We start from the raw sequence: 14,887 nt of genomic DNA, 5'->3' as shown, positions 1-14,887 counted from the left end.
TAATAGGAATTTTGACTGTGTGAGTTTACTGGGCGATGTTTTTTTTGCCTCGTTTTTTTTCGAAAAAAAATGAGGTCCATGCTGGAAAGCAAGCCGAGTAAAAAGGAGCGGGTTTTAAAATTCAGAAAATGCTACTTCATGGCTTAGATTGCCTTTTTTTATTAACTTTAGTTTTCAGTCGAAAGACATTAATATTCAACCCAATAATGAAAAAAAACCTTAATCGCCGTGATTTTCTAAAATCATCTGCCATCGCTTCTAGTTTCTTTATAATTCCAAGACATGTCTTAGGAAAAGGCTTTTTAGCTCCTTCTGATATAGTTAATATGGCTTTTATAGGCTGTGGGAAACAAAGCAATGGCCTACAAAAACGTTTTCACGAAACAGGTCAGGTAAACATAGTAGCTGCTGCCGACCCACACAGACTTAAACTAAAAAGGTTTACGAATAACCTTAAGGAGTTGGCAGGGAAATCTGCTGTGGACAGTTCTTACAAGGCCTATGAAGATTACAGACAGGTCATAGCTGATAAATCTATTGACTCTGTGGTGGTGGTGACGCCAGACCATTGGCACGCCGCCATGACGGTTAAAGCTGCTGAGGCAGGTAAAGACATTTACTGTGAAAAACCGCTGGCACTTACTGTGAAAGAGGGGAGAGCTATGGTGAATGCCGTGAGAAAAAACAATAGGGTTTTACAAACCGGTAGTATGCAGCGTTCTTGGCCTGAGTTTTTAAGAACTGCGGAACTTATCAGAAATGGTTATTTGGGTGAGATTAAAGAGATTTTTGTGAATGTGGGTAACCCGCCGAAGGACATTGATTTTGAGGCACAGCCTTTACCAAATCACCTAAATTGGGATTTATGGATGGGGCCAAATACCGATAAAACGCCATATAATGAATTACTGGCTCCTACGCTAGAAAACGATTTTTGGGCACTGTGGAGAGAGTATAAGCCTTTTGGTGGCGGCTATATTACAGACTGGGGTGCACACATGTTTGACATAGTTCAGTGGGCACTTGGCATGGATAATTCTGGACCTGTGAAGGTTAGTGCTCCGCTTTCTAGCAAAATGTCTGGTGATATACGCGGACTTAAATACACCTACAAAAATGGGATAACGGTGACCCATAAAGATTTTGGAAAGAATAATGGCATTCGTTTTATAGGTTCGGAGGGGACTTTGGACGTGCAAAGAAGAAAACTAGAAGAACCGGATAACTTAAAGAAGGTAGTCATTAAAGAAACCGACATCAGACTGAAACACCCTGAAAATCATTATATAGATTTTATCAACTCCATGCGAACTAGAGAGCTACCAATTTGTGATGTAGAGATAGGCCACAGAACGTCTTCTATGTGTAATATTGGAAATATTGCCTATGAACTAGGCACCGAACTGGCATGGAATCCTAAAAAGGAGACCTTCAAAAATAATGCTGCCGCAAATGCCCTTCTAGGAAGAGAAATGAGAGCGGAGCATGGGATTGTGATTTAGGGGGGAGAAATATTGGCTCGAATGAACCGAAGACCAACTTCGCTTTATTCGAGCCTAATTGTGTCCATAGTTTTTAATTTCTCTTTTAACTTTTCTATCATTCCGCTCAATAGTAAGCTAAAATAATCTTTGGAGGCTTCTAAACTTTTGAGTTGAATTTTATAGTTTTCACTTTCACTAAAATTTCCAAATAAAGTCAAACTTTTATGCAATTCTAAAACAAGTTCATCTGTTTCAGCTCCATAAACTCCGATCCAAAATGCTCCGTGTTCATCATCCATTTGTTATATATCTTTCAGGGCTTTTAGTAAATCAGATTCAACAATATTCTTTTTATCGTAACCTCGTGCATATTGGATGTAAGTACCTTTTATTTCTATTTTATTCATCTAGTTCAGTTATTGATTCTGCAATTTTTTCGGTTTGTCCCATTTCGTGATTCCAGAAGTGAATTTCATCAGTTAAAACTCCATCTCCGTTATGAGTCAAGATTATTAGGTTTCCTAACTCGTCAGAGCCGACTGCGATTCCATTTTCTGGAAATCCATTCCATTCACGAGCATTCTTTGTTTCAAGTCCAATGTGATTACAAGTTCGGCTTATTCTTTTTCGGTCTGATTTGTCAAAAAATGGATAGAGTTCAAATTCAAATTCAGCCGAAACCAATTCCCCTCCATTTGATTTTATCATTCTATTTTTGAATTCATTCGGGAATTTTACGTTTAGTTCAGATTCCGTTTCTTTTATATATTTTTCGTCAATTGGAAATGGCATTTCGAGGTTTTGTTAAATTGTGCACGACGAAGGGATATAAACCATGTAGTATTCCCTTCTATTTAAATATATCAAGAAATGAGAGTCTATGAGAACTTTTTTTGCTAAAACCAGAATGTTTAGAACTCATATAATCCCTTAATAAAAAAAGCTCCAATGAGCATTTCTGCCACATTGGAGCCTTTTGTTCGTTAACTATATTTTACTTCAGATCGAACCTATCTGCATTCATCACTTTTACCCAAGCGTTTACAAAGTCATTTACAAACTTTTCTTTACTATCGTCTTGAGCGTATACTTCAGAATATGAACGTAATATTGAATTTGAACCGAATACTAAATCCATGCGAGTGGCAGTCCATTTTACATTTCCTGTTTTACGATCACAAATATCATAAAGGCCATTTTCTGTAGGCTTCCAAGTATTATTCATATCCGTAAGGTTAACAAAGAAATCGTTGCTTAAAACGCCAGCCTTATCTGTAAAAACGCCATGTTTAGTGTTTCCGTAATTGGTGTCAAGCATTCGCATACCTCCCACAAGTACTGTCATTTCAGGAGCTGTTAAACCCATTAGTTGAGTTCGGTCTAACATTAATTCTTCTGGACTTACAACGTAATCCTTTTTACTCCAGTTGCGATAACCATCAGCAATTGGCTCTAAAGGTGCAAAGGAATCGGCATCAGTCATTTCGTCAGTTGCATCTCCACGACCTGGAGCAAAAGGAACTTCAATATCAAAACCAGCAGCTTTAGCGGCTTGTTCTATACCTACATTACCGGCTAAAACAATAGTGTCAGCTATGCTTATTCCAAATTCAGAAGCAATCGGTTCTAGAACTGATAAAACATGTGATAAACGTTTTGGCTCATTTCCTTCCCAATCTTTTTGCGGAGCTAATCTTATGCGAGCACCGTTGGCTCCTCCACGCATATCAGATCCTCGGAAAGTTCGGGCAGAGTCCCATGCAGTAGCAACTATTTCTGGAATTGCTAAGCTAGAAGCAGCTATTTTTGATTTTACCGCAGCAACATCATAATCAGTAGTTCCTGCAGGAACTGGGTCTTGCCAAACTAATTCCTCTTCTGGAACATCAGGTCCAAAATAATTAGCTTTTGGTCCCATATCTCTGTGTGTAAGTTTAAACCAAGCACGGGCAAAAGTCTCAGAGAAATATGCCGGGTCTTTCATGAATTTCAATGAAATTTCCTTGTAAATAGGATCTACTTTCATAGCCATGTCAGCGTCGGTCATCATAGGATTATGACGTATAGCTGGGTCTTCAACATCAACAGGTCTGTCTTCTTCTTTAATGTTTTTTGGTTCCCATTGCCATGCACCCGCTGGGCTTTTACGCGGCTCCCATTCGTGATTAAATAACATTTCAAAAAAGCCATTATCCCATTTGGTAGGGTGTGTAGTCCAAGCTCCTTCAAGTCCACTTGTTACAGTGTAACGCCCTTTGCCTGACTTATTAGGGTTGCTCCAGCCCAATCCTTGTTCTTCAACATTTGCACCTTCAGGTGCAGGGCCTAGAAGACTTGCATCTCCATTTCCATGTGTTTTACCTACAGTGTGACCTCCTGCTGTAAGAGCCACAGTTTCTTCATCATTCATGGCCATACGTGCAAATGTTTCACGTATATGTGCTGCTGTTTTTAAGGGGTCTTGTTTTCCGTTAACGCCTTCTGGGTTTACATATATTAAGCCCATTTGTACTGCCGCCAGTGGGTTTTCCATGGTAGAAGGCTCATCTACATTTTCATAGCGTTCGTCGCTAGGAGCTAACCATTCTTTTTCAGCTCCCCAATATGTATCTTTTTCTGGATGCCAAATGTCTTCACGACCAAAAGCGAAACCAAAGGTTTGTAAGCCCATATTTTCATAAGCAATGGTACCTGCTAGAACAATTAAATCTGCCCAACTAATTTTCTTACCATATTTTTTCTTAATCGGCCATAAAAGTCTCTTTGCTTTATCTAAGCTAACATTATCTGGCCAAGAGTTAAGTGGAGCAAAACGCAGATTTCCTGAGCCACCGCCACCGCGACCATCAGAAATACGATATGATCCTGCTGAATGCCAAGACATACGTATCATCAAACCTCCATAATGCCCCCAATCTGCTGGCCACCATTCTTGGCTATCAGTCATTAAGGCATGCATGTCTTTTTTTAGAGCCGCCACATCCAATTTTTTCAGTTCTTCATGATAGTCAAAACTTTCACCTAAAGGGTTTGTTTTAGTATCATGTTGGTGTAAAATATCAAGATTAAGAGCGTTCGGCCACCAATCCATAACAGTTACACCGGTAGCTGTGTTTGCTCCATGCATTACTGGACATTTACCTGATGTTGCAGCGTTATCATTGACTTCTGAAAGTGCAGCACCAGAAGCTTGTTGCTGGTGGTGTGGACATTTACTTTCATCGTTTGATGAGTTTGAATTACTATTGTTTTCCATATTAAAGGTTGATTATTTTCAAATTTATTCTTTCAAAAAGTTTGCCAGCTAATGGCTGACTTAATCGTTTTTTATACTGTTTAATATCAAGTTGAAAGGCTAATTCTATCTACACTAGCACTTTACAATTCGTGTTTAAGCTTTTGTTAATCTTAAGTTACCTATTAAGTGTCAATTAATCTGTACTTCTTATTAAAAAACTTAGGACAAATTTATGAACGTGCCGCATATTAGTCAAATTAATAATATGTATATTAGTATTGATAAAATCTATATATGACAATACAGCAATTAGAATACGTGATAGCCCTAAATACGTATAGGCATTTTGTAACGGCGGCTAAGAAATGTTTTGTAACGCAACCTACTATAACCATCCAAGTGAAAAAACTGGAAGACGAGATAGGCTTCTCTATTTTTAATAAGAGTCAATCACCATTTGTACCAACAGATTTAGGGGCAATTTTTATAAAAAAAGCGGAGGTGATTGTCCGTGAGGTCGCCGACTTGAAAAACATGGTGAGTAAGGAATTGTATAATATAGATGGCAACTTTAGGATAGGTGTAATACCAACAATTTCCCCTTATTTAATTCCATTAATTTCTGGTTCTTTTTCGAGGAAATATCCCAATACTTTTTTGAAGATTGATGAAATGCAAACTGAAAATATTATAGCAGCCTTGCAGAAGAAGGAGATTGATATTGGAATACTAGTATCTCCATTAAACGAGCCCTTTATTAGAGAGATAAAAATGTATAATGAACCTTTTGTGTTTTATGGGCAAAAAGAAAGTTTTATAGAGTCTCGGAAAACAATTTCGGTGTCGGAAATTGAAGAGTTAGATGATGTATGGCTTTTAGAAAGTGGGCATTGTTTTAGAAATCAGGTTCTTAATATTTGTAATAATACCAAGAATAATAAAAATATTAAGTTTCAGAGTGGTTCTATCGAAGCTTTGAAGAGGATGGTTGATAATTACGGTGGCTTTACCCTAGTGCCTGAGATGGCAATTAATAAAAGTGACCAAGGCTGTAATATTCCATTTGAAGAGCCCAAACCTGTAAGAGAGGTAAGTCTTGCTATTCATCACTCGTTTTCAAAAAATGCGGTGATTGATGCTTTAAGGTTAGAAATCTTAGAGAAAACACCAGATAGATTTGTTAAAAATAAGAAGTTTATAAAAATAAATTGGAGGTGATTTCCAATTTTCGGAAGCAAACACAATCCTTTTTTTCTAAAACCTTATAGGTATTGTAAACACTTGATACTTCATATATGAAATATAGCCTCCTCTTTTCAGAGGAGGCTACACACTCTTTTATTCATTCATTTGATTGTTCAGTTTTTCAAACTCTGCCAACAGCTTATTAAGTTTTGTGTTCTGCTTCTTAATTGTTTTAGGTCTTAGATAAAACCAGTTTATCGCAAACCAAGCTATAGTTAGAGCACAGGTGATTATTCCCCAGGTCATTGGCATGTTTGAAACAAACTCAAAAAGATATAAGCCAATGCCTAAAGAAAGAAGTATGAAAAAGACATTTAGCATGGTGGTTTGCTGAAAGACTTGTACCTCTTTTAGCTTTGTTAGCTGTTGAAGATATTCCTTGTTATTAGGCTCTGTCTTGTTCTTTTTAAGTAAAGAAAGCTGCTTGTTAAAAGGGAGTAAAAAAGTAACTGTAGCTACCATAATCATTATAATGCCAATCTTGGTAGTTACTAGTTCAGGTTGATAGTAGTACCAAATAAAACCTATAAAAGTGATGGTTAGTAAAAGAGTAATGTTGATTACTATGAGCTCTAAAAAGCTTCTACTTTTTAATTTATTTGCTTTAGCATAAAGAGCTTCTACTTTTGGAGTTTCTACCTTTTGTTCGCTCCATATTTTTTTGAAATCTATGTTAGTATCCATTTTTCTTAAATTTTTGTGTTAATTTTTCCTTTATTCTGTAAATTTTGACTCTAACGTTTCCTTCAGATAGGCCAACTATCTCTGCTATTTCTTTTTGACTCATATCTTCTAGTTCTAATGATATGATGATTCGTTCTACCTCTTGAAGTTCAGAAATACACTTATATAAAAACTGTATATCTTTCTCTATGGTCGTTTCTGAAATTTCGTCTGTTAGCTCTATTGGTAATTCAGACTTGGGCATCTTATTGTCTTTTTGAATTTGACGCAAACAGGTGTTCGATGCAATTCTGAATATCCAAGTATCAATAGAAGATTCGTTTCTAAACTTGGGTAGCTGTTTTAAAACTTTGATAAATGTTTCCTGAGCTAAATCCTTAGCTGTATCAGCATCATTTACATAACCCATACAGAGCCTAAAAACCTTCTGCCAATGTGTTTTATATATGGTTTCAAAATTCATTATTCAGCTCATTTTTTAAGGTGTTAATAAATTTTGTTTGCTGGTCTATAAAGAGGTTGTGAGAGCAGTTATCTAAATACGCCATATTATTTTCTCCAATTAGGCTTTCAATGTTTCTTATTTGAGCCTCTGAAAACAGACCGTCATCTTTACCGTATAATCCGAGAACAGCTGTGCCATTCTTTATTACTTGTTTTAGATTTTCGTTTAAATCTAGGCTTGTGTATTTTTCGTTTTGCCAAAACCCTCTTGGAGCTTCATAAGTCATTTGTGAACTATATTTTATGAGCAAAGTATCTGTTCTAAACATTGAATATATATTAACGGCTTCTTGTGTTGGCTCTTTTGTGTAATAAAATCCATTTTGCATAGCATGGCTAAAAAGGTAGGAATTGTATTCTAGAGAGTTTTTATCCATGTTTTCTAACATAGCTATATACTTAAGATTAACGGAGTCATTGTTCTTAGTATAAATTGATTTTGATGACTTTAATATGGTAGAAAGCGTTTCCTGCATGGAGAGCGGTGCCGAAACCAACACGATAGATTCAGTTTTATTAGGATATTTCTCAGCATATAAAGTGGCTATTAAACCACCGAAGCTATGTCCTATTAGTGTGGCCGATGTTAAGTTGAATTCATCGTAAATTAAATTTATATCCTTAAAGGTTTCATCAAATGTGAATTTTGCATTTTTGTTTGTTGACCTTCCTTCTCCACGTCTGTCATAAGTGATGACATAAAAACCATTTTCCGAAAGTTTTTGGGCTGTGGTTGATTCAAAACCTACCGCATTATATCCCGGCCCACCATGGAGGAAAATGACCGGCTTATCATTTGGATTGCCAAAGGCTTTTGAATAAATGCTCTGAGAGTGAACTACAATTGTAGATATTATTATGACGAATGCTGTTAGTATTTTTTTCATTTTGTTTCCTTTTAATTTTCTTTTAGATACAAGGAAGTTCAAAATGTTACAGATTATTTTCAAGATTCTTTATAAAGGCATTTGTATCACTTATGCTCATGCGTTTCAAGGTGCTGTTTCAATAGGTCTTTTCCGTAGTCATTTCCGTTTGGAGTTCTAACTATGGTATGTACATGTTTTTTGCTGGGTGCACTGCCTTCTAAGAATATTGGTTTTTGATGGTCAAACTCTATCATAACCACAGGGCTATGAATTCTGTAATAAAAAGGTTCTGAGCCGTTAGTAGCACCTATCCATGAAAAATGAGTTTCTTCCAGGTGTTCTAGCACTTCTTCCATTCTGATTTCAGCATGTCCTTCTTTAATATTCCCAATATATTCGAATATCAGCTCTTCTAGCGTTCTCCTTTGAGCTTTATCTAATGAAGATAGTTTTAAGCCTTTGTAGGGAATTATTGCATTGTCGCTATATGCTCCGGCTTGTAAATAATTATAGTCCTTTTTGTCAAATAGTGTGGCAGCTTTTTTCTGCTGTGGGTTAAGAGATTTATAAAATTTCAGGCCTAATCTTTCTTCCTGTTTAAAAGTTCGTGTACCAGCATTTTCTCCATCTACAATATGGTTAGGTTCTGAACCCATAAATGTAGGAGTCATGACTATTTGGTCACCCAGAATAAAGTAGTTAATAACCAGATGGTGCCCATCAATCTGCCAGCCCCATGGCTGCGTGTCAGAAGGCGTACCCATAAACGAAAACCAATAAAGGTCAGAACCTAGAAGCTCGTGTTCTCCTGTTAGTCTTGCCAAGTATTGCTCCATTTTCATGATATCTTGCGTTTTTTTGAAGCCTTTAAGACTCAAACTTTCTTTGAGTATCTGGAAAACCAATTCTTTTTGTGTTTTGGTCAGCTCCTTTAGTCCTACACCTTTTCGTTCGTAATAGTCAATATTAGACCATCTTCTCCATTCATTATCATTGATAGGGAAGGTGCAATTAGCTCGTTTGCTTGGTGACAAAGAACTTAGAAATTCCTGAACAGCAGTCCTTATTTTGGAGGTGCTTATGTTAGTCTTTTTGATGGAAAACAAATTTGGTTCTATCACACCCTGAGATGTTACTCCATTAAAAGGAATTTTTAAGGCTTTGCTTTCTGCATCAGTATCTGCTCGCTCCACTTTCAGCATAGGAGACGGACTAGCATCACCAATAGCCAATGCAGGCAACTCTCCCCATTTAACAAGCGGTAAAGTTTGCTTTCCTGGAGTCGGCTTAATTTTCCTGTATGCAGCCTCTCCAATGTTTCCTTCATCAAAAGTGTCATGACTATGAATAAAGGTGTATTCTATAGTTAATGTGTCTTTTAGTGGCCAGTCAAAAGTAACTGCATAAATACCATTTCCTTTCTCTGCTAAAGGAGTGATTTCCCAGTTTAAAGGGCCTGAGCCAACAACGCCTATAGTGGAAGGGTCTTCTATGTCCTGAATTATTTCAGACATATCAATTTGGAAAGTTATTTCAATGTTTTTCGGTTGACAAGCCGCCATAAGCATGACTAAGCCTAGGCAAGTAATTACTTTATTCATTCGTTTATTTTTATGGCTATAAGCGGAGAGGATATAAATCAGAAGATGGCTCTTTCATTTCCAATATATAAAAAAATAGAAGGCTATACGAACATTTTCAAGACGCTAGTCTGCATCTAGCGATTTAATTAAATCGCTAGAAGGTGCTGGAATTCAGTTTTGTAGCCTTTTTGCGAACTTTAAGTTTACGGTCGTTTCCTAGATTGGGGAAAGTTAGTTGCTCCATTCGTTTAATATTAACTCTGTTATTTCGAACCTCGGGAAGTCACCTGTATTATTTAATAGTATTATTGTAATTCCAGAATCAGGTTGTTTTACAAACATTTAATAGAAGCCAAAGTCAGTTCCAGGATGGTAGAAAGTTTTATGTTTTTTGTGGAGCGGAACATATACCGGTCAATCATCCAGCCATATCCATAATAAGCATCCCAATCATCGTAGCTCGCTTTGGGGCTTATTAATTCCTCTATTTTGGAAGTTGAAAGAAGTTTAGAGGAGTCTAGGGCATTGCTACATTTTAATAAGTCGGCTGCGGTTGAAGTGATTCCTCCAGAGCCTCCTACATTTTGAATCTAATAAGTTGGTTCTGGCTATCTGTACATAAAATCAGTAACTAGCTCGCTGCTGTTTATACCTTTTCCAAAATATGAGTCCGACATATTTAGTGGCTTGAAAATGTTTTGGCTAAGTATATCACTGCAATTTTTATGTAGGATTTTCTCAGCAATTAGGCTTAAAATCAGATAGTTATAATTGGATTATTCAAATTTGCTCCCGGGTTGAAATGCCAGTGTATCACTACAAAATAGATTTACTAATTCCTCAATTGTGTATTCCTTGATGAAAACTTTGCTTAAGTAATCTGTATTGGCCAAAAAATTGGGTATTCCAGATAGGTGACTTAATAAGTGATGAATAGTAATATTTCCATTTTTATAATTGGGCAAAAACTTACTAATAGAATCATCATACTTTAATTTGCCTGCATCTTCCAGTTGAGCAATTACCATTGAAGTGAACGTCTTATTAAAAGAACCTATTCGGTATTGGGAGTTTATTGTATTGTTTGTAAGAGTATTATTATAACTTTTTTAAAGAATTGTTTCTCCTTCAAAAGTAACCAAATCCGTACCATTAAATAGGTCTCTATTGTTATAAAAACTCAAAATAGAATCAACTCTAATGGATTGATCTTTTGGTAAGTCCAGCAGCTGCTCTTCAACTTCAATTTTCAGGTCATTTGCCTTGTTGTTGGGATCCAACTTTGAAGCAATTTCATTGAAATCACTTGTAGGTAACAGAATGATATAATTTTCCCAAAAGTCAGCATCGTAAATAGAGTTTTGTTCTTCTATGAGTTTGCCTTGGCCTAGTGTTTCTTCATTTGTGAATTGCTTCTTTTCTTTGTCAATTTTTGATTGGTAAATGTCAAAAACTGCCTCAGAGAGATGATTATAACTGTTGTCTTTTTGAGAACTTACTCTATAAAAGCCTTTGGATTTATAAGGTTTTTGACAATAGTTTTGAGGTATTTTAGCGAGTGCTTTTTCGATAATTGAGTTAGCTGTAAAGCCAGTAACTACTATTTCATTTAAAGCCGTTTCGTTCTCATGAAGAAATATTTCTACCGGACTTTTAATGCCAGCGACTCTAACTTTTTGCGAACTATACCCATATATAGGAGATAACTAAACTGTCACTTAAATAGCTGAAGGAATAATGATTTTAAACGCTCCTTTTTCATTACTTGTGGTACCCAAATAGCCATCTTGTAAATGAACATTTGCAAAAGGTAAGATTTCCTTACTTTCAGAGATCTTTATTATTCCTTCGACAACAATGTTTTGAGGATTGGCTTTTGTTAAGAAAAAGGGCAAAACTAAAATTATGGAAATTACTCTTTTCATAGGCTTTCAATTTTGACAAACAAGGCTACATAAGCCATGTCATTTGCCTCATTACCAATGGTTTAAAAACATGAGGCTGAAAGGCCTTTTTTTGAAAACGGTAGGGGTTTAAATTTTTTTTAACGCTTTAGATGACAAAAGTCTGAAGTTCTTAGACTTTATGATTAAGGCTTTTCTTTTTCAAACAAAAACTCTAAAGGAATATTGAACCTTTTGCTCCATGCATTTTCACTATGATTTTCTCCAGGGAAAAATCTAGTAAGCCAATTGCTTTCGTTGTATCCTTTTTCAAGCATTACTTGGTCTACTTCTTTTTGGATTTCAGGATATAGTTTATCTAATGTTTGGTCACCACAATCGAAATAAATCTTATGCTTTTTGGGATTCGGGAGGTTGTTTTTCAAGTACTTTAGGAAGGAATCTGGCACTGGATTATTTTCAGGAGTAAACGTTCCTACCCAATGTGTTGATAGGCAAGCCGCACCTCCAAATACTTTTGGGTATTCGCATATGGCATACATTGAAATAAGGCCTCCCATGCTGCTACCGGCTACATAGGTGTTTTTTCGGTTTGTATAAACGGAGTACTTTTTGTCGATATATGGCTTTAGTTCTTCTGTGACGAACTTCAAATAATTATCTGATTCGGGCTTAAACATTCCATCCATGCTAATGGAGGCTCTTTGTAACTGTGCTGTAACGGTATCTTTTTCAATTTTGGATAAAGACTCAAAGGCTTTCTGTGGGAAATAGTCGGAGTGGCGAGTAATGCCGCCATTCCAAATACCAACCACTATAAACTCCTTAATTTGATTAGAAGCAAATAAGTAAGAGGCCAAGTCGTCAACATTCCATGCTTGTTTGTTCCAAGAGTTAGCTGCATCAAATAGCATTTGACCGTCATGCATATATAAGACAGGATACTTTTTAGTTTTAGAATACCCATCTGGCAGCCAGATGTCAACATTCCTTGAAGATATGTACTCAGAGTCAAAATTTTCAATACGCTCTATTTTACCACTCACCACATTAGGAAGGGCATTTTGGGCTTTGGACATTATTGCTAAAACTAAGATTAGCGAAGTACATATTATTTTTTTCATTTAATGTCTGTTGGTATTTGTCAATCTACATGCAGAGTCTTTAAAGACTAATTAAATCAATAAAGCTTTCTATCTAGGCACTATATTACAGAAATCAAATAAGTATATTTCTCTAATTTTGAAATGTATACATTTCTCATTTTCTATCAGTTTCCTTGATGTAAAAACGGGATGGATTAATTAGCGGAGTTTTCATATTTGAATAATAGCTACAAAGTCTTTCAACAGCTGGTTAGCAAAATTTACCGAAAACATGGTTGCCAATTATTTTAGCCCGTGGCTATACTATTAATGAGCGTTGCCCCTTTTTACATTTTTCACTAGTTGTTTTAAAACGTCATAATCGTCTGGAACAGGAATTACGCCATTTGTTTTTTGATAGAGGCCATAGGCATTTTTAAGCTCCTCTACTAGTTTTGGTTTCGCGGTGTAAAGATTGTGCATTTCAGAAGGGTCTGTAATAATATTATATAGTTCCCATTCTCCCGTTCCTTTAGTTTTTGGATTAAAAACTAATTTGTAATCGCCTTTGAAAACGGCCCTACTTCCTGCTAATTCTGAACCTACTGTTTCGTCATCGCCGTGAACAGCTCCTGACTTTCCTGTTAAAGAGCTCCAATGCTTTTGCCGGTAATTGGATAGATTTTTTTCCCATTATACTTATCACCAGTGTTTTCAATACCGGCTACTTCTAGCATAGTAGGGACAATATCTTTAATGAATGCAAAGTCGTTTGTTATTCTTCCAGCTTGAATAGATTTTGGATACCAAACCATAAAAGGAACTCTGATTCCGCCTTCGGTCGAAAACATTTTGTAATAACTATTTGGCGTATTTGAAGCTGAAGCCCAATTTGGTCCGTAGTCCGAAAAAGAACCCTTTAAACCTAACTTTGAATAGTCTCCTTCATAATCTTCTATAGTGGAATAAGTATAGTTTTCTTTATACCAGTCTTTAAATGCTGGGTTTTGGGATAGTTGATTTGGGTCGGCTCCATTATCTGATAAGAAAATTATTATGGTATTATCATATTCTCCTATTTCTTTAAGGTGTTCTGTTATTCTTCCAATGTTATAGTCCATGTTGTCTGCCATTCCTGCATATGATTGCATTCTTCTGGCATTAAAACTTTTCTCATTATCAGAGAGTGATTCCCAATCTGAAAATTTCCAACCAGGTTCTGTGGTGGCAGCATTATCGAAATTCAGGCTTGCTTCTTTAGAAACTATACCAAGTTCTTTTTGTTTTTCTAATCTATTGATTCGGGCATGCTTCCAGCCATTGTCATAGACGCCGTTATATTTATCAATAAACTCTTTTGGAGCTTGGTGTGGATAATGAACTGCTTGATAGGCCACATAAGCAAAGAACGGTTTCCCGTCATCTTTACCTGAATCTATATAGCTCATTATTTTATCGGTATAGTAGTTTGAAGAAAAGTAGTTTTCTGTTGGCAAACTGACCTGCTTGTTATCCTCAAAGTAATGAACCTCTTTATTTAGCGGGAAATATGATTGTTCTACCCAGTTATCGGCACCACTTTCCATAAGAGCAAAAGACTTTTCAAAGCCTCTGGCGAAAGGTATTTTAGTTTCAGTCCTTCCCAAATGCCATTTTCCTACCATGTAGGTATGATAGCCGCCATCTTTTAATCGAGTAGCAACAGACACAACATCGTCGTTTAAATAGCCTTCATAACCTGCCTTACCAAACTGATTGTCAGCTTGTATTTCTACTAAATTTCCAATTCCAGCTCTATGATTATCTACTCCGGTCATTAGCATAGCCCTAGACGGGGAGCAAGCAGCACTCACATGAAAGTTTGTATATTGAACACCTTCTTTTGCAAGCTTATCTATATTTGGCGTGCTTATTTCACTTCCGTAAACTCCAATGTCGCCATAGCCCATATCATCGGCTAATACTAAGATGATATTTGGTTTAGCCTTTTTTGAGTCCTCGGTTTTGTTATTTGAAGAATCGCAACTAGCAAAAATGCTTGACAAGGCTAAAATTAAGACACTAAATTTTTTCATGAAGATTTTTTTACTATAAAAATTATAGTTGCAAATTTAGGTAGTGCCTTTTATACTTGAAATAACGGTCAATAATGATAGTATCTACTCAGAAAGCCCTGAGCCTAAAATGACTAGATGTAAAGGTGATAAGTATAGATGTTTGTAAAGTTTTATGTTAGGAATTTGTGGTAGTAAGATAGAATCTTCTTTCAGATTCAACCAAAAAAAAGCGTG

Annotated in this window: 15 protein-coding genes; 2 read left to right on the top strand and 13 right to left on the bottom strand. The window is 36.2% G+C overall.

What is annotated here, in order from left to right; all coding sequences use genetic code 11:
- The first annotated feature begins 206 nt into the window (after positions 1-206).
- A complete protein-coding gene (locus AADJ06_RS16715; protein ID WP_341227627.1) occupies positions 207-1,502 on the top strand; it encodes a Gfo/Idh/MocA family oxidoreductase in 1,296 nt (431 codons plus the stop codon).
- 44 nt (positions 1,503-1,546) lie between these two features.
- Here the strand turns inward: AADJ06_RS16715 and AADJ06_RS16710 are convergent, their stop codons facing one another.
- The 3 genes from AADJ06_RS16710 to katG form a co-directional block, all read right to left on the bottom strand.
- A complete protein-coding gene (locus AADJ06_RS16710; protein ID WP_341227626.1) occupies positions 1,547-1,783 on the bottom strand; it encodes a hypothetical protein in 237 nt (78 codons plus the stop codon).
- A 100-nt stretch (positions 1,784-1,883) separates the two neighbouring features.
- Positions 1,884-2,276 (bottom strand): SMI1/KNR4 family protein, encoded by a 393-nt coding sequence (locus AADJ06_RS16705; RefSeq protein WP_341227625.1) that lies wholly within the window; start codon positions 2,274-2,276, stop codon positions 1,884-1,886.
- A 202-nt stretch (positions 2,277-2,478) separates the two neighbouring features.
- On the bottom strand, positions 2,479-4,740 hold the full coding sequence (gene katG, locus AADJ06_RS16700; protein ID WP_341227624.1) for a catalase/peroxidase HPI: 2,262 nt from the start codon (positions 4,738-4,740) through the stop codon (positions 2,479-2,481).
- Between the two features lie 276 nt (positions 4,741-5,016).
- On the opposite strand from katG, the gene AADJ06_RS16695 reads away from it, so the two are divergent.
- Positions 5,017-5,940, top strand: coding sequence for a LysR substrate-binding domain-containing protein (locus AADJ06_RS16695; RefSeq protein WP_341227623.1), 924 nt, complete (start codon positions 5,017-5,019; stop codon positions 5,938-5,940).
- A gap of 120 nt (positions 5,941-6,060) precedes the next feature.
- Here AADJ06_RS16695 and AADJ06_RS16690 read toward each other — a convergent pair whose 3' ends face one another.
- From AADJ06_RS16690 to AADJ06_RS16645, 10 genes are all read right to left on the bottom strand, one after another.
- Entirely contained in the window at positions 6,061-6,651 is a 591-nt protein-coding gene (locus AADJ06_RS16690; protein WP_341227622.1) for a hypothetical protein, read from the bottom strand.
- Positions 6,641-7,114 carry an RNA polymerase sigma factor gene (locus AADJ06_RS16685; RefSeq protein WP_341227621.1) on the bottom strand — a complete coding sequence of 158 codons (474 nt, stop codon included), beginning with the start codon at positions 7,112-7,114 and terminating at the stop codon, positions 6,641-6,643. Before AADJ06_RS16685 ends, AADJ06_RS16690 begins: the two co-directional genes overlap by 11 nt.
- The gene (locus AADJ06_RS16680) at positions 7,104-8,042 is read right to left on the bottom strand and encodes an alpha/beta hydrolase (RefSeq protein ID WP_341227620.1); all 939 of its coding nucleotides are present in this window, start codon (positions 8,040-8,042) and stop codon (positions 7,104-7,106) included. Before AADJ06_RS16680 ends, AADJ06_RS16685 begins: the two co-directional genes overlap by 11 nt.
- Positions 8,043-8,128: 86 nt before the next feature.
- Positions 8,129-9,625, bottom strand: a complete 1,497-nt coding sequence (locus tag AADJ06_RS16675) for a DUF3500 domain-containing protein (protein WP_341227619.1) — start codon at positions 9,623-9,625, stop codon at positions 8,129-8,131.
- A gap of 758 nt (positions 9,626-10,383) precedes the next feature.
- Positions 10,384-10,683, bottom strand: coding sequence for a serine hydrolase domain-containing protein (locus AADJ06_RS16670; RefSeq protein ID WP_341227823.1), 300 nt, complete (start codon positions 10,681-10,683; stop codon positions 10,384-10,386).
- Positions 10,684-10,716: 33 nt separating this feature from the next.
- Positions 10,717-10,887, bottom strand: coding sequence for a hypothetical protein (locus tag AADJ06_RS16665; protein ID WP_341227618.1), 171 nt, complete (start codon positions 10,885-10,887; stop codon positions 10,717-10,719).
- Positions 10,888-11,325: 438 nt separating this feature from the next.
- Positions 11,326-11,532: a hypothetical protein gene (locus AADJ06_RS16660; RefSeq protein ID WP_341227617.1), complete on the bottom strand. Its 207-nt coding sequence runs from the start codon at positions 11,530-11,532 to the stop codon at positions 11,326-11,328.
- A gap of 164 nt (positions 11,533-11,696) precedes the next feature.
- A complete protein-coding gene (locus AADJ06_RS16655; protein WP_341227616.1) occupies positions 11,697-12,635 on the bottom strand; it encodes an alpha/beta hydrolase-fold protein in 939 nt (312 codons plus the stop codon).
- A 288-nt stretch (positions 12,636-12,923) separates the two neighbouring features.
- Positions 12,924-13,079 carry a hypothetical protein gene (locus AADJ06_RS16650; RefSeq protein WP_341227615.1) on the bottom strand — a complete coding sequence of 52 codons (156 nt, stop codon included), beginning with the start codon at positions 13,077-13,079 and terminating at the stop codon, positions 12,924-12,926.
- Positions 13,080-13,240: 161 nt separating this feature from the next.
- On the bottom strand, positions 13,241-14,671 hold the full coding sequence (locus AADJ06_RS16645) for an arylsulfatase (protein WP_341227614.1): 1,431 nt from the start codon (positions 14,669-14,671) through the stop codon (positions 13,241-13,243).
- Positions 14,672-14,887 lie beyond the last annotated feature (216 nt).

This window comes from uncultured Arcticibacterium sp., assembly GCF_964021845.1.
GTDB lineage: Bacteria > Bacteroidota > Bacteroidia > Cytophagales > Spirosomataceae > Arcticibacterium.
This window is presented reverse-complemented; position numbering and strand designations above follow the sequence as displayed.

Excerpts from the sequence above, each read along its gene's own strand:
- AADJ06_RS16715 (WP_341227627.1), top strand. The coding sequence starts at position 207 with ATGAAAAAAAACCTTAATCGCCGTGATTTTCTAAAATCATCTGCCATC.
- AADJ06_RS16710 (WP_341227626.1), bottom strand. The coding sequence starts at position 1,783 with ATGGATGATGAACACGGAGCATTTTGGATCGGAGTTTATGGAGCTGAA.
- AADJ06_RS16705 (WP_341227625.1), bottom strand. The coding sequence starts at position 2,276 with ATGCCATTTCCAATTGACGAAAAATATATAAAAGAAACGGAATCTGAA.
- katG (WP_341227624.1), bottom strand. The coding sequence starts at position 4,740 with ATGGAAAACAATAGTAATTCAAACTCATCAAACGATGAAAGTAAATGT.
- AADJ06_RS16695 (WP_341227623.1), top strand. The coding sequence starts at position 5,017 with ATGACAATACAGCAATTAGAATACGTGATAGCCCTAAATACGTATAGG.
- AADJ06_RS16690 (WP_341227622.1), bottom strand. The coding sequence starts at position 6,651 with ATGGATACTAACATAGATTTCAAAAAAATATGGAGCGAACAAAAGGTA.
- AADJ06_RS16685 (WP_341227621.1), bottom strand. The coding sequence starts at position 7,114 with ATGAATTTTGAAACCATATATAAAACACATTGGCAGAAGGTTTTTAGG.
- AADJ06_RS16680 (WP_341227620.1), bottom strand. The coding sequence starts at position 8,042 with ATGAAAAAAATACTAACAGCATTCGTCATAATAATATCTACAATTGTA.
- AADJ06_RS16675 (WP_341227619.1), bottom strand. The coding sequence starts at position 9,625 with ATGAATAAAGTAATTACTTGCCTAGGCTTAGTCATGCTTATGGCGGCT.
- AADJ06_RS16660 (WP_341227617.1), bottom strand. The coding sequence starts at position 11,532 with ATGAAAAGAGTAATTTCCATAATTTTAGTTTTGCCCTTTTTCTTAACA.
- AADJ06_RS16655 (WP_341227616.1), bottom strand. The coding sequence starts at position 12,635 with ATGAAAAAAATAATATGTACTTCGCTAATCTTAGTTTTAGCAATAATG.
- AADJ06_RS16650 (WP_341227615.1), bottom strand. The coding sequence starts at position 13,079 with ATGCACAATCTTTACACCGCGAAACCAAAACTAGTAGAGGAGCTTAAA.
- AADJ06_RS16645 (WP_341227614.1), bottom strand. The coding sequence starts at position 14,671 with ATGAAAAAATTTAGTGTCTTAATTTTAGCCTTGTCAAGCATTTTTGCT.